Here is a 13,279-nt window from a genome sequence, read left to right on the forward strand (position 1 = left end):
TCATTCCTCGGCCCTACTGATCGCTTGTCGCTCGACGAGTGGCGCGGGGACCAGATCCGCCACTTCGCGGTTCAGGAAGTCGATCAACGCCCGAGACGCAGCCGATAACTGGCGATGCGGCGGGAATATCACCGAGAACGGTCGGGATCGCCCTCCCACGTGTTCGAGCAGGGACACCAGGCGCCCACTTTGAATCCGCTCCCGGACAATAAAGTCGTAGGTCTGGCAAATCCCCATGCCATGCTCGGCCAAAGACACCGTGCCCAGCACGTCATCGGACACATGAACACTCGCATCCGGAATCCATTCCCGATCAATCCCCTGCTCACGGAACAGCCAGGGGCCGATCTTGCCGCTGCTAGGCATCACAAATGGCAGGCAGGCATGCACCTGCAGTTCACCGATACTGCTCGGCGTACCTGCGCGCCGCAGGTAATCCGGTGCAGCGACCACGCATAAACCCGCATCCTCAAGCTTGCGTCCAATCAGGCCACTGTCAGGTAACTGCCCCAGGCGAATAGCCAGGTCATACCCTTCGGCCACCAGATCCACATTTCGATTACTGATGCTCAATTCAATGCGCACCTGCGGGTACTGCCGATTAAACCGGCACAGCAACGCCGGCAATCGGTAATGCCCGTAAGTCGTCGGCACACTAAGTCGTACACGACCGGTCAAAGCGCCTTCCTGCCCAAGGATCGCCCGCTCGGCATCATCGATCAACGAGAACGCCGCGCGGGATTGTTCGAGGTAAAGCAAGCCCGCCTCAGTCAGGCTCAGGCGGCGAGTTGTGCGCCGTAACAACTGAACGCCAAGACGTATTTCCAGGCGCGAAATCGCCCGACTGACCACGGATGGAGTGGTCGCCAGAACAACGGCCCCGGCACTTAGGGAGCCCTTCTCCACAACGGTGACGAAGACTTCTACATCGGCTAGATAATCAAATCGACGGCTCATCTTTATCTCAAAAGAACAAGTGCTGTTCGCTGGAGCAAGTTTATCGCCCTGCAAGGCATGAATATAGTGGTATCACCGATCACGCAACGGCTGATCGAACACAACACCCACTGCTCGGAAATACCATGCGCCCCATTACCCGACTCGCCCTTGCAATGGCCATTTGCACTACGGCCTTCAACGCCCACGCCAGCAACTTACTGGTTGTGCTGTCCGATTCAGACCATCTCGACCTCAAGGACAATAAAGTCTTTGCGACCGGCTTTTATCTGAATGAATTGATGCAACCTGTGAAACTGCTGCTCGATGCCGGACATTCAGTGACCTTTGCAACGCCGACGGGCAAGGCGCCGACGCTGGACAACTCGTCCAACGACAAGATGTATTTCAACAATGACGTTACCGCACTGGAAGAGCACAAGGCGTTGCTGGAACGTCTCAAGATCACCTCAGCGAGTGAGTCACCGGTCATCAGCCTGTCGCGTGTCGAACAGATTGGCTACGAGCATTTCGACGCGATCTATATACCCGGTGGCCACGCACCGATGCAGGATCTGCTACACAGCCCCAAGCTGGGCAAACTGCTGAACAACTTCCATGCAAACAACAAGACGACCGCCCTCGTCTGCCATGGCCCGATTGCATTACTGTCGACCCTGGCCGACCCGAAGGACTTCACAAGCAAACTCGAATCCAACACCAAAGCCGCCGCGCCAACCTGGACCTACGCCGGCTACAGGTTCACCGTCATCAGCAATCAGGAAGAGGAGCTGGCCAAGGGTTTATTGAACGGGGGGGCCATGAAGTTCTATCCGCAAACAGCCCTTGAAAAAGCCGGAGGCGTGTACAGCAGCAACACGTCCCCGTGGACCGCTCATGTCGTCGTCGACCGCGAACTGGTGACCGGGCAAAACCCGGGCTCAGCCCTGGACGTGGGTAAGGTCATCGTCGAGCGACTCAAGTCCGCGAAACAAAAATAAAGGCTGATCGATTCAAGCTTTCTTTTTGTAGCGAAGACGCCGCTCAATGAGAGGAATGCTGTTCACTTAAGGACGAACACTGTATCTGTGGCGAGGGAGCTTGTCGGATCGCCGCACCGTCCCGTTGGGGCGCGAAGCGGCCCTAAAAATGGGACTGCTGCACAGTCCAGCGGGACGGTGCGGCGATCCGACAAGCTCCCTCCCCACAGGTTTCTTGTTGTTCGCTCTATCTCTTAAGTGAACAGCATTACGCTCGATGAGTGGCGTTTTCGTGTGTTTTGAGTAGAACGCGGACGGGGGCAACAGTCACGTCGCAGCGCCCGCCCAATCGACCTACCTCCCTCAGCAATCGCTCCTGCCTTCACAAAGAAAGTCGTCCAATAGTGCATTTAGATCAAAACTATTGTGCCCGTTGATGCATTTTTCTCCCAAGCGGCGCCGCCGATACTGTCGGCATTCACCCAGGGCGCCGCCCTGGATTGTGCAGACACAGGAGACCTCATGAACTCACACTTTCAACGTTTACTTGGTCCCACCCATTTTTCCATCGGACTTGAATTGCCACTGGACAATGATTGGTCCACAGCCGGCCAGCGCTTGCGCCTGGCGCAGAACCGACCCTTTGGCGTTCCTGACCTGAAGCAACACACCCAACTGGCCCGATTGGCAGACACCAGTGGCTTTCGAGCACTCTGGGTACGTGATGTGCCGATGTATGATCCGAACTTTGGAGATGCCGCCCAGGTTTTCGAAACCTTTTCCTACTTGGGATATCTGGCTGGCATCACTGAAAACATCATGCTGGGCACTGCCGCGGTGGTGTTGCCGCTTCGACAACCGTGGTTAACCCTCAAGGCGGCCAATAGCATCGATGAACTGAGTGGGGGTCGCATGCTATTGGGCGTCGCCAGCGGCGATCGACCGATGGAATACCCGCTGTTCGGTGTCGACTACAACCAACGGGGAGCGCATTTTCGCAGTGCCGTGGAGTTGCTCAAAAGCCAGGGCACAGGGCGCCTGCCGGAGGGCGCGCAACTCTTGCCGCAGCGTGAAGAGCGCGTTCCCTTGCTGGTTGCCGGGCTTGGCCAGCAATCACCCAACTGGATTGGAGAACACATGGACGCCTGGCTCGCCTACCCTGGAACGCCACAGGAACATCAGCGGCGCGTAGGCCTGTGGCGTGAGGTAGGCACTGACAAACCCTATATCACCTTCCTGCATCTGGATCTTGAAGCCGACCCTCACGCGCCGATGCAACGACTGCGCTTCGGTGGGCGTGGCGGGCGAATGGCACTCATTGCAGAGCTGGAGGCACTGCGTGAAGCGGGTGTGCAACATGTTGGCCTGCACTTGCGTCGCAGCGAACGCCCGCTGGTGGAGGTGATGGAAGAAATTGCCGAGTACGTATTGCCTGGATTTCAATGAACTCCCATTGCAATCATCGGTGCGAGGCTCGGTAAATTGACCCTTGCGCGAGTCCTTCATCTCCACGGTATCGCGGCGGGTGTGACCGACACCCGCCTGAACAGACAGCGCTGCCAGGAAAGCCAGCGCTTGCCTTTGAAACTCACCTCACAGAATCGACCGAATAGTCCCGCCTTCGACACGCATCGCCATGCCATTGAGCGCCGGTGATGCCGCCAGATGCAAGACACTGCAGGCCACTTCCTCTGGCTCGATCATGCGTCGGATCAGTGAAGTCGGTTCGGTCTCGTCGAAATAATCGTGGACAACCTGTTGCGCCGAGATGCCTTTTTCTTCGGCGATTTCCCGGTGATAGCGCTTGACTGCATCGGTGTAGGTTGGCCCCGGGAGTATCGAGTTGACGCGCACCGCAGTCCCCTTGGTCAACTCCGCCAAGGCTCTGGAGACACCCAGCAGGCACGTTTTCATCGCGCCATAGTGAACCATCCACGGCTGCGGCTTGACGGCGGATTCACTGCTGATGAACACAATTGAACCCTGTCCGCGATCAAGCATTGCCTTCATCACCAGGCGAGTCATGCGCACACCGCTCATGACGTTGACGTTGAAGTAATGAAACCACTGGGCATCGTCGGTTTCGAAAAAATCGCGAACCTCGAAGATGCCGACATTGTTGATTAGGAAGTCGATCGGTCCCGCCTCAAGAGCCAGGGCCACCAGGCGCTCCGCGGCCCCGTCTTCGGTCAAGTCGGCAACCATCCCGCGGCTGCGATCACCCAGTTCCTGAAGGGCCGCGCTGACCTCTTCTTCATGCAGTCCGCTGATCACGACGCGGGCGCCCTCAAGGATGAAACGTTGGGCAATGGCCTTGCCGATGCCCGTGGCGCCTCCGGTGATCAGCGCGGTTTTTCCAGTCAATTGGTAATCCATGGGTGCAGCCTTCTTTTGTCATTGTGCACGCAATCATGCCCGAGGCCTTGACCGATGATTTTCAAGGATTTCTGAAGACGGAGTTAGCCAATGACGGAAAGTGCATCACGGCCGGTCAGTCACCAGTTGCGGTCCGACCTTGTCCAGCAGGAAGTCGATAAACACACGCACGCGATGGGGCAGCTGCTGGCCAGGACCGATAAACACCGCATGAATCGCCTCGGTCTCTCCACTGTCGTAATCCTGCAGAACCGGGACCAGGCGGCCTGCTTCGAGATCGTCATGAATGTGGAAATTCGCCAGTCGGGCAATCCCCAGGCCTGACAGTGCAGAGCGACGCATGCTTTCGCCGTCACTGAGCAGGACATTGCCCTTGGGCTCGATCTCGATGCGTTCGCCGTCAGCGCCTCGAAACACCCAGGCCTGTGAGTGCCGGTGAAAACCGAAGCTGAGGCGGTTGTGGCGCTGCAGTTCCATGAGGTTTTTCGGTGCGCCGCAACGCGCAATGTAAGCCGGGGACGCCACGGTGATCATACGGCTCTCACCCAAGCGGCGCTGCACCAGGCTCGACTCCTTCATCGGGCCGGTGCGAATTGCGATGTCGGCGCGACGTTCCAGCAGATCGACAACCGTGTCCGTGAGCTCCACGTTGAGGGTGATGTCCGGGTAGGCCAAGAAAAAGTCGGGTAGCAGCGGCAACAGGCAATGCAGACCAAACGGCAGATTGGCGTTTACCTGTATCAGCCCACTGGGTTTGGCCACGTTGCCGATATCCCGTTCGGCGGAGTCGATCATTTCGAGAATGCGCAGGCATTCACTGTTGAACCGCTCGCCTTCGGCGGTGAGTTCCAGGCGCCGGGTTGAGCGATGCAGCAAGCGCGCACCCAGGCGCGCCTCCAAGCGCGCAATCAATTTGCTGACGGCCGAAGGCGACATGTCCAGCTGTCGTGCGGCCTCAGAGAAGGTCCCGGCATTGACGACCCGGGTGAACACTTCCATTTCCCCGGAACGATTGACGTCTTTTATGTTTAGCATGAACTGAATTCACAGATACTTGTAGTTCAAGCAGTCTAGCTCATATGCAGGGCTGATCGTATGGTAAAGCGTTCCTGAACCTGGAATGCCTGCCCTTTGCTCCGGTGAAGGTCAGGAATCACAAAAAATACGAGGACAAGACATTGAAGATTTTCGTTACCGGCGTGACCGGATACATCGGCGGCTCCGTGGCCAAATACCTCGTGGACGCGGGTCATGAAGTCAGTGGCCTGGTGCGTAACCCGGAACAGCGCAGCGCCCTCCAGGCCCTGGGCATCACCCCCGTACTCGGCACCCTGGATGACGCTTACATTCTCGGCGAACAGGCACGCTGGGCCGATGCGGTGGTCAACGCCGCGAACTCGGATCACTTGGCCTCGGTAGAAACCTTTATCAAGGCTTTGAGCGGCAGCGGAAAAGTGCTGTTGCACACGTCGGGCTCAAGCGTGGTCGGTGACGACGCTCGCGGCGCTTACGAACGCGCCGACATCTTCACCGATGAGACCCCGTTCACCCCGATGGACATCCGCAAGGACCGGGTCGAAATCAATCAGATCGTGCGTCGCGCCGGGGTCGAACAAGGCATTCGCAGCATCGTGTTCTGCCCTACCATGATTTACGGCGAGACCTTGGGGGTTGCAGCCAAAAGCGATCAACTGCCCAAGCTGTTCGCCCAATCGCGCAAGTACGGTGCCGGCGCGTACATGGGTGCCGGCGTGCATCGCTGGTCTAACGTGCATATCGAAGATTTGGCTGAGTTGTATCGCCTGGCCATCGAAAAAGCCCCTTCAGCGTCACTGTTCTTCGCCGAAAACGGCGAAGCATCGTTCATCGAAATCGCCACTTCCATCAGCAAATCACTGGGTTTCGGTGGCGAGATTCGCAGCTGGCCGGCGGATGAGGCGATTGCACTGCTGGGTGATTGGGCGCGCTTTGCCATCGGCTCCAATAGTCGTGTTCGCGCGGTGAATGCCCGGGTATTGCTGGGGTGGAAGCCCAAGCGCGAGTCGATTCTGGAGTGGATCGAAAACAGCGGAGTGCAGTGGTAACACCCCTCCATTTTCGAAACCTTGAAAGCTCACTTCGGTGAGCTTTTTTTATGCCCGGATGAAAGCCCGCCCCTATAAATCGCAGCCATAAAAAAACGTGCGACCAGGGCTTTCGTCAATGAAAGCCCCCATCGCACGCCAGGCTCAGAACGCCTAAAAGGGGAAACCGTTGTTACCTCGCAGAACAGCCAAAGCTGTGTGAGCAAGCCTGCTCGCGACGACCATTACATGGCCAGCATGATCATCGACTGACAGCGCGCCATCGCGATCAGGGTCGCTCCTGCATCGGGCTTAACCCAATACCTCCAGTGCCACGCTTTCGATGCCCGCCGCATCCAGCCGGTAATGCCGATACAGATGAGTCGGCGGCGCAATCAGGCTGTATTCGTCGTAAATGCCATGGCGTCGCACTTTGACGCCGATGCCCTCTTCCGCGATGACTTCGCACACCGCGCCACCCAATCCGCCGATGATGTTGTGTTCCTCCACGGTGAGAATCGCCCGGCTGTTGCGCGCGGCGGTCAGCACCGCCTCACGGTCCAGCGGCTTGATGGTGGTCATATCGATCACGCCCACCGAACGCCCGGCGGCATTCAACGCCCTGGCTGCCTCAAGTGCCGGGTGCACCGTTGAGCCTGTGGCAATGATCGTCAGTTCATCGCCCGTCAGATGCACCGTGGCTTTGCCGAAGACAAAGTCAGGCACGGTGTCGTACACCACCGGATCACGCCCGCGCTGGATGCGGAAGTAGATCGGTTGCGGGTAGTTGGCCGAGGCGAGGATCGCGGCCTTGAGTTGATTGCCATCGGCGGGAGCAACCACCGTGATATCGGCAATCGAACGCATGATCGCCAGGTCTTCAGTGGCGTGATGCGAAGTGCCGTAGAAGCCCAGGGAAATCCCGGCGTGGTGGCCGATCAGGCGCACCGGCAGTGCCGAGTACGCCACGTCCATGCGGATCTGCTCACAACACAGCAATGGCAGAAACGAAGCGAAAGTCGCCACGAATGGTTTCATGCCCACCGCAGCCATACCGGCTGCGGCAGACACCATGTTCTGTTCGGAAATACCGAACTGCACGAATTTCTCTGGATACAGTTCGGCAAATTTAGAGAGGCCGTTGGAGTACTGCAGGTCGGCGGTACCGGCAACGATCGGCTCGCCCCGTTCCGCCAATTCGATCAGGGCATCCGACAAGGCATTCAAGCTTGGTGTCTGGCTGTTCAGTTCCCGGTACTGCCAGGAGTTGTTCGACAGAGGTGCGGTATTCATGAGTTAGATCACCTTGCTTTTGATTTCGTCGATAGCACGCTGTGCATCCTCGGGATCGAGATACCCCAGGTGCCAGCCCGGCTCGGTTTCCATATAGGAAACCCCTTTGCCCTTGACGGTATTGGCGATGATGCACACCGGTTGCGTGCGGGTCGTGTCGGCTTTGAGGCGACGTAACAGGCTGGTGATTGCAGCGAGATCATGACCATCCACCACGTGGGTCTCCCAACCGAAAGCAATCCACTTGTCCGCCAAGGGCTCGATACCGATGACGTCATCGACATTGCCGTCGAGCTGATAGCCATTGCGGTCGATGATCGCCACCAGGTTTGCAGTCTTATGGTGGGCCGCCGACAGTGCCGCCTCCCACACTTGCCCTTCCTGCATTTCCCCGTCGCCGAGCATCACGTAAGTGGTGAACGACTTGCCCAGCATCCGCCCGGCCAGGGCCATTCCCAGCCCGCCGGACAGTGCATGACCAATGGAGCCGGAGGAGAAATCCACACCGGGGACTTTGCGCATATCCGGGTGGTCGCCCAGGGGGTTACCGAGACGCGTGTAGTTGTCGAGGATTTCTTTGGCGAAAAAGCCCCACTCCACCAATACCGGAAACAATCCGACGGCCGCATGTCCCTTGCCCATCATGAAGCGGTCGCGGTCTGGCCATTTTGGCTCGGCGAATCGCAGATCCATCACGTCGTAGTACAACGCGGCAAACAACTCCGCGGCCGAGAACACCGAGGTGTAGTGGCCAACCTTGGCGATTTCGATCAGTCGGATGGTTTCCAGGCGAATGAACTGGGCTTTATCCCGTAGCCGAGCCAACTCCTTTTCAGTCAGTTCAAACGCTCGATCCGCGCTTTCGCGCAAGTCTGTCAAATCAGTCATATGTCGTGTCCAGGCGCATTACCAAAGTTTCGGCCACATCCGCGATGCGGCCGCACATAAGCCCAACGCAATCGGGCGATTACTGCGCTTTGAGTCGGGGGGTCATGTAATCGTTGAGGCGCGGCATCACCTGCTGCGCGGTCAGTTGCATCGAGCGCCGCCACAGCGCTTCGTCGTCCCACTCGTGGAATGTGGTCATCAAGGTGCCGAACGGCCCGGTCTGTTCACTGAACGCAACCAGTTGCTCGGTGACGGAATTCACGTCGCCGTAAATCACCATCTCCTTGATGCAATGATCGACCGTCACTTCCTCGTCGGTCATGTCCGGGCGGGTCTTGAAGATCTTGGTGTAATGGTTGGTGGCCAGGTTATCGATCATGTAGTCGAAGTAGCGTCGCAATGTGCAACTCTCTTGCGCCAGATAGTCTTCGGCCTGAGCCTGTGAGTCGGCGACGAATACCGAACGGGCCACCCGCCAATTGTTGGCATCGGCCTTGATCCCGGCACTTTGCGCACCCTGACAATAAGCTTGCCAATGGGAAGCTACGGTCGCCGTCGGATTGAAGTTGGCGGACATCAGGTCCCAATCCTTGGCGCCCGCAAGTTTTGCGGTGCCGGAGAACGGGCTCATGGCCGTGGTTGCCACCCGTGGAAACGGTTTCTGGAACGGCGTCGGCATGTAGCCGATTTCCAGTTCGTGATGCACCGCCTCTTTGAGGCTCACTTGGTAGTGTTGCGAGGAAAGATCATAGGGCGCACCCGAGTTCCAGATCGCACGGATCATCTCGTAGCATTCCACCATCATCTGCCCACGATCCTTGCCGTTGCTGCCGTATACCTCGAAGTCGGACGCCAGCCCACCCGGGCCGATCCCCATGATGAAGCGCCCCTTGGACATGTGGTCGAACATCGCGGCATCAGCGGCGATACGCGCCGGAAAATGGTGCGGGAGATTCAGTACACCGGTGCACAGCTTCATGCGTTGGGTAAGCGGAATCAGGGTGGAAAGAAATTGCAGTGCGTTAGTGATCGGCTCGGTGCGCTGTGACGTATGTTCACCGACCCAAAGCTCATCGAAACCGACGCTATCGGCATGGACTGCACAAGCGATGTCCTGATCATACATCTCGTGATAGTCCCAGCCCTTGTGATGAAGTGGCTGCATGAACATGGCGAGTTTCATGTCGTTCTCCTGCTGTTTTCAGTGACCGGCGCATTGCGAAGGTTTTTCACAACGCACCGTTTTCATGACGAGCGCTCGTTTCGCAGGCGTGCCAGTGCCGGCGCTGCAAGTCGCAACGTTCAAGGAATGGTTCAAATATCCGAGGCAGTCGACGCGTGAGTTCAGCGCGTACAACTCATCCTCAAAAGCTTTATTTGCGTTTCAACTTCCGTGCAGCAACCAGCCGCCGTCCACCAGCAAATCGATGCCTGTCACATAGGACGACAGCGGCGAAACCAGGAACAGCACGGCATCGGCGATCTCCCAGGGCTCGGCCGCCCGACCCAGGGCGATGTTGCCCAGCACGTTGTTCTGCCGGTGCTGTTCGAGCAATTCCGGTTCCAGGTTGCCCGGCGTCGCGGTCAATCCTGGCGAGATCGAATTGACCCGAATGTTGAAGGCACTCAAGTCCTTCGCCAGGCTTCGGGTCATAGCCAGTACCGCGCCCTTGGATGCGTCGTAGGTGCAGTGATTGGCCATGGGCCGGTGACCGCAAATCGATGACAGGTTGACGATCGATCCGGCACTTTTGAACCGGCGCATCTGCCGTTGCGCCGCCTGTGCCCCCAGAAACACTGCGCGCGTGTTAATCGCGTGGAGCCCGTCCCAGAAACCTGCATCGATGTCATCAATCGCCCTGAGCGGGTAGATCCCAGCGTTGTTGACCCAGACATCCAGGCCGCCGAAACGCTCGATCGCGGTGTCCGCCAGGCGCTGAATGTCAGCCGGATGGCTGACGTCGGTGGCTTGAAAGGCCACGGTATAACCGGCTTCAACCAATTCACTACTGCGCTCAAGCGCGAGGCTGCCGATCAGCACATTGGCCCCCGCTTCGGCCAGTCGCCGACTGATGGCGAAGCCGATGCCGCTGCTGCCACCAGTGACGACGGCGGTTTTTCCGCGCAAATCCAGCAACTCGGCAAAGGGCCGATACGGCAACGCCTGGTACGGGTCAGACATGTTTGAACCTCCTCGATTAATGCCCGTCATCAAGCAGTGGCCAGGGTCATGATGCTGTCGGGGGCGATCTGTGGCCGATGCAGGATGCCTTGGGAACAACCACGCGCCATGACCATCACCCGATGGGACAGACCGATGACTTCCTCAAGGTCGGAACTGACGACAATCACTGACACCCCGGTTTTCGACAGGTCGATGATCAACTCGTAGATTGCCGCGCGTGCCCCCATGTCGATGCCACGAGTCGGTTCATCGAGGATGATGACTTTGGGATTGCGTGCGATCCATTTGGCGATCACCACTTTCTGCTGGTTGCCGCCGGATAACTTGTCGAGCATCTGCCCCGCCACGCCCTTGATCCCCAACGTCGCAATGCGTTCACGGGCAAACGCCGCAACCCTGCGGTTGGCCATGACACCGCAGGAACTGAGGCTGTCCAGATTGCAATAGGCAAGGTTTTCGGCAATGGTCTGGCTCAGCACCACGCCTTCGGATTTACGGTCCTCGGGAATTAACACGACACCGGCATCAATCGCCGCCAGTACGTTGTTGGCTGGCAGCAGTCGGTCACCCAACATCACCTTGCCCTGAGCCAGTGCACTCAACCCGGCGATTGCCTGCACCAGCTCCGTACGACCGGCACCGACGATGCCGGCAATACCGAAGATCTCCCCGGCCTTCACTGAAAATGACACATCGTGAAAACGCCCTGCCTTGTCCGACAGGTGTTCGACGCTCAAGACCACCGCTTCCTGTGGTTCCGCCAGTTCCGGAAACAACCGATCGATAGGGCGTCCTACCATCTGCGACACCAGGATGCTGACATCAGCCTTTCCACTGTCGTGACGCGCAATCAGGTGACCATCGCGCATGACCACGACCTTGTCGGCAATCCGGGCGATCTCATCCATGCGATGACTGATGTAGATGAAGGAAACGCCCTCCTTCTTCAGCTCCTCAATCTGTTTGAACAACAGGTCGGTTTCGTCCTTTCCCAGGGCTGCTGTCGGCTCGTCGAGAATCAACAGGCGCGAATTGAGGGTCAGCGCCCGGGCGATTTCCACCAGTTGCTGGGCGGCGATTTTCAGTTGCCGCACGGGAGTATCCGGTGAGATATCCAGCCCCAGGCGCCGCAGTTGCTTCTCTGTTTCACGGAACATTTTCTTGCGATCGATGATGCCGTCGCGGGTCGGCAGATGACCGAGAAAAACGTTCTCCGACACACTCAAGTCAGGCAGCAGGTGAATCTCCTGGTGAATCATGTTGATTCCCAGCGCCATCGCAGCTCCCGGCCCGGTCGGCGCATAAGGCTCACCGGCCAGAAACATCGTGCCTTTGGAGGGTGTCAGCGCACCGGCGACGATCGAGGAAAAAGTCGATTTACCTGCGCCGTTTTCCCCGAGCAATGCCACCACTTCTCCATAGCCGATATCCAGGCTGATATCTTCCAGCACCCTGACCGAGTTGAATGACTTGCCGATATTGCTCGCCCGGAACAGCGGCTCCTGAGCGGTACTGATCGCATTCATGACGTGCCCTCCCTCTGCCGATCTCAAGGATGCTTCTCAAGGAAGGCTTCTGCGTTCTCGCGAGTGGTGACAAAAGCTGGTAACAGCTGAGTCTTGGTCACCTGTTTGCCTTGCTGCAGATCGACGGCGGTGCGCAATGCGCTACGCCCCATTTCCACGGCTTGTTGAGTGATGGTCATGTCCAGTTTGCCGTCGCGAATTGCTTCGAGGGCAGAAGGCAAACCGTCATAGCCGAACACCCAGACCTTGTGATCGATGTTCGCCACCTTGACTGCCTGAGCCGCACCGAGTGCCGGCGCATCAGAGCGCCCGATGAACACGTTGATCTTCGGGTTCTTTTGCAACATGTCCTGAGCAACCTTGAAGCCGTTGTCCTGAAGCCAGTCAGTCGGTTTGCGGTCGATGATTTTCATGTCCGGCGCCTCGGACAGCACCGCATCGAGGCCTTTGGCGCGAGCCACTTCCGTGGAATCGCCGAGGGTGCCCTGCAACAGGCCGATTTCAGCCTTGCCCCCCGTCAACTTGATCATCTGCCGGGCCAGCTCCCCGGCGGCGGCCAGGTTGTCGGTCGAGATGTAGGCGTCGCATTCGACGTTTTTCGGAAAGTTGTCAATGCAGATCACCGGCACACCCTGCTGTCGCGCCAGTCGCACCGGCACGGCCGAAGCAGCGCTACCGGTGGCGGTGTACAACAGCACATCGATACCTTTGCTCAACATGTCCTGAATCTGGCTGACCTGACGCGCTGGATCGGCCTGCGCATCGGCCACCAGCACATTATTGATGCCGAGCGTCTTGGCTTGCTCCATGACGCCATCACGGACCATCAGGTAGAACACCCATTGCAAGCTCGGGATCGACATCCCTACGGTGATTTCTTCCACAGGTTTGCTTTGCGCGTAAGCGCCGGCCGACATCAAGCAGCCCAGCAGTGGCAACCCAAAAAAACGTAGCGAAAAATCAGACAGGCTCATGTTTTTATCCTTCTTATTGTGCGTGGAAGTTGATGGCGGATTCTGTTAACCACCCGCA

12 protein-coding genes are annotated in these 13,279 nt (G+C 58.0%); 3 read left to right on the plus strand and 9 right to left on the minus strand.

The window, feature by feature from the left end:
- Positions 1-957 carry a LysR family transcriptional regulator gene (locus D8U18_RS02975; protein ID WP_131106972.1) on the minus strand — a complete coding sequence of 319 codons (957 nt, stop codon included), beginning with the start codon at positions 955-957 and terminating at the stop codon, positions 1-3.
- A gap of 125 nt (positions 958-1,082) precedes the next feature.
- On the opposite strand from D8U18_RS02975, the gene D8U18_RS02980 reads away from it, so the two are divergent.
- Both D8U18_RS02980 and D8U18_RS02985 read left to right on the plus strand, forming a co-directional pair.
- On the plus strand, positions 1,083-1,937 hold the full coding sequence (locus D8U18_RS02980; RefSeq protein WP_131106973.1) for a type 1 glutamine amidotransferase domain-containing protein: 855 nt from the start codon (positions 1,083-1,085) through the stop codon (positions 1,935-1,937).
- Between the two features lie 501 nt (positions 1,938-2,438).
- On the plus strand, positions 2,439-3,362 hold the full coding sequence (locus tag D8U18_RS02985; protein ID WP_131106974.1) for a TIGR03571 family LLM class oxidoreductase: 924 nt from the start codon (positions 2,439-2,441) through the stop codon (positions 3,360-3,362).
- Positions 3,363-3,509: 147 nt separating this feature from the next.
- Here D8U18_RS02985 and D8U18_RS02990 read toward each other — a convergent pair whose 3' ends face one another.
- Positions 3,510-4,292, minus strand: coding sequence for an SDR family oxidoreductase (locus D8U18_RS02990; RefSeq protein WP_131106975.1), 783 nt, complete (start codon positions 4,290-4,292; stop codon positions 3,510-3,512).
- Between the two features lie 105 nt (positions 4,293-4,397).
- A complete protein-coding gene (locus D8U18_RS02995) occupies positions 4,398-5,327 on the minus strand; it encodes a LysR family transcriptional regulator (protein WP_131106976.1) in 930 nt (309 codons plus the stop codon).
- A 143-nt stretch (positions 5,328-5,470) separates the two neighbouring features.
- On the opposite strand from D8U18_RS02995, the gene D8U18_RS03000 reads away from it, so the two are divergent.
- Entirely contained in the window at positions 5,471-6,376 is a 906-nt protein-coding gene (locus D8U18_RS03000; RefSeq protein WP_131106977.1) for an NAD-dependent epimerase/dehydratase family protein, read from the plus strand.
- A 291-nt stretch (positions 6,377-6,667) separates the two neighbouring features.
- Here the strand turns inward: D8U18_RS03000 and D8U18_RS03005 are convergent, their stop codons facing one another.
- From D8U18_RS03005 to D8U18_RS03030, 6 genes are all read right to left on the minus strand, one after another.
- A complete protein-coding gene (locus tag D8U18_RS03005; RefSeq protein ID WP_131106978.1) occupies positions 6,668-7,648 on the minus strand; it encodes a transketolase C-terminal domain-containing protein in 981 nt (326 codons plus the stop codon).
- Between the two features lie 3 nt (positions 7,649-7,651).
- Positions 7,652-8,536 carry a transketolase gene (locus D8U18_RS03010; protein ID WP_131106979.1) on the minus strand — a complete coding sequence of 295 codons (885 nt, stop codon included), beginning with the start codon at positions 8,534-8,536 and terminating at the stop codon, positions 7,652-7,654.
- A 79-nt stretch (positions 8,537-8,615) separates the two neighbouring features.
- A complete protein-coding gene (locus tag D8U18_RS03015) occupies positions 8,616-9,719 on the minus strand; it encodes an LLM class flavin-dependent oxidoreductase (RefSeq protein WP_131106980.1) in 1,104 nt (367 codons plus the stop codon).
- Positions 9,720-9,920: 201 nt separating this feature from the next.
- A complete protein-coding gene (locus D8U18_RS03020; RefSeq protein ID WP_131106981.1) occupies positions 9,921-10,718 on the minus strand; it encodes an SDR family oxidoreductase in 798 nt (265 codons plus the stop codon).
- 29 nt (positions 10,719-10,747) lie between these two features.
- Positions 10,748-12,247 (minus strand): sugar ABC transporter ATP-binding protein, encoded by a 1,500-nt coding sequence (locus tag D8U18_RS03025; protein WP_131106982.1) that lies wholly within the window; start codon positions 12,245-12,247, stop codon positions 10,748-10,750.
- Between the two features lie 23 nt (positions 12,248-12,270).
- Positions 12,271-13,221, minus strand: a complete 951-nt coding sequence (locus tag D8U18_RS03030; protein WP_131106983.1) for a sugar ABC transporter substrate-binding protein — start codon at positions 13,219-13,221, stop codon at positions 12,271-12,273.
- Positions 13,222-13,279 lie beyond the last annotated feature (58 nt).

The organism is Pseudomonas sp. Sample_10 (genome assembly GCF_004321495.1).
Classification (GTDB): Bacteria; Pseudomonadota; Gammaproteobacteria; order Pseudomonadales; family Pseudomonadaceae; genus Aquipseudomonas.

Bases quoted from the DNA above. Each gene is read 5' to 3' on its own strand.
- D8U18_RS03015 (WP_131106980.1), bottom strand. From the start codon at position 9,719: ATGAAACTCGCCATGTTCATGCAGCCACTTCATCACAAGGGCTGGGAC.
- D8U18_RS03020 (WP_131106981.1), bottom strand. From the start codon at position 10,718: ATGTCTGACCCGTACCAGGCGTTGCCGTATCGGCCCTTTGCCGAGTTG.
- D8U18_RS03025 (WP_131106982.1), bottom strand. From the start codon at position 12,247: ATGAATGCGATCAGTACCGCTCAGGAGCCGCTGTTCCGGGCGAGCAAT.
- D8U18_RS03005 (WP_131106978.1), bottom strand. From the start codon at position 7,648: ATGAATACCGCACCTCTGTCGAACAACTCCTGGCAGTACCGGGAACTG.
- D8U18_RS02975 (WP_131106972.1), bottom strand. From the start codon at position 957: ATGAGCCGTCGATTTGATTATCTAGCCGATGTAGAAGTCTTCGTCACC.
- D8U18_RS02980 (WP_131106973.1), top strand. From the start codon at position 1,083: ATGCGCCCCATTACCCGACTCGCCCTTGCAATGGCCATTTGCACTACG.
- D8U18_RS02985 (WP_131106974.1), top strand. From the start codon at position 2,439: ATGAACTCACACTTTCAACGTTTACTTGGTCCCACCCATTTTTCCATC.
- D8U18_RS02990 (WP_131106975.1), bottom strand. From the start codon at position 4,292: ATGGATTACCAATTGACTGGAAAAACCGCGCTGATCACCGGAGGCGCC.
- D8U18_RS03010 (WP_131106979.1), bottom strand. From the start codon at position 8,536: ATGACTGATTTGACAGACTTGCGCGAAAGCGCGGATCGAGCGTTTGAA.
- D8U18_RS02995 (WP_131106976.1), bottom strand. From the start codon at position 5,327: ATGCTAAACATAAAAGACGTCAATCGTTCCGGGGAAATGGAAGTGTTC.
- D8U18_RS03030 (WP_131106983.1), bottom strand. From the start codon at position 13,221: ATGAGCCTGTCTGATTTTTCGCTACGTTTTTTTGGGTTGCCACTGCTG.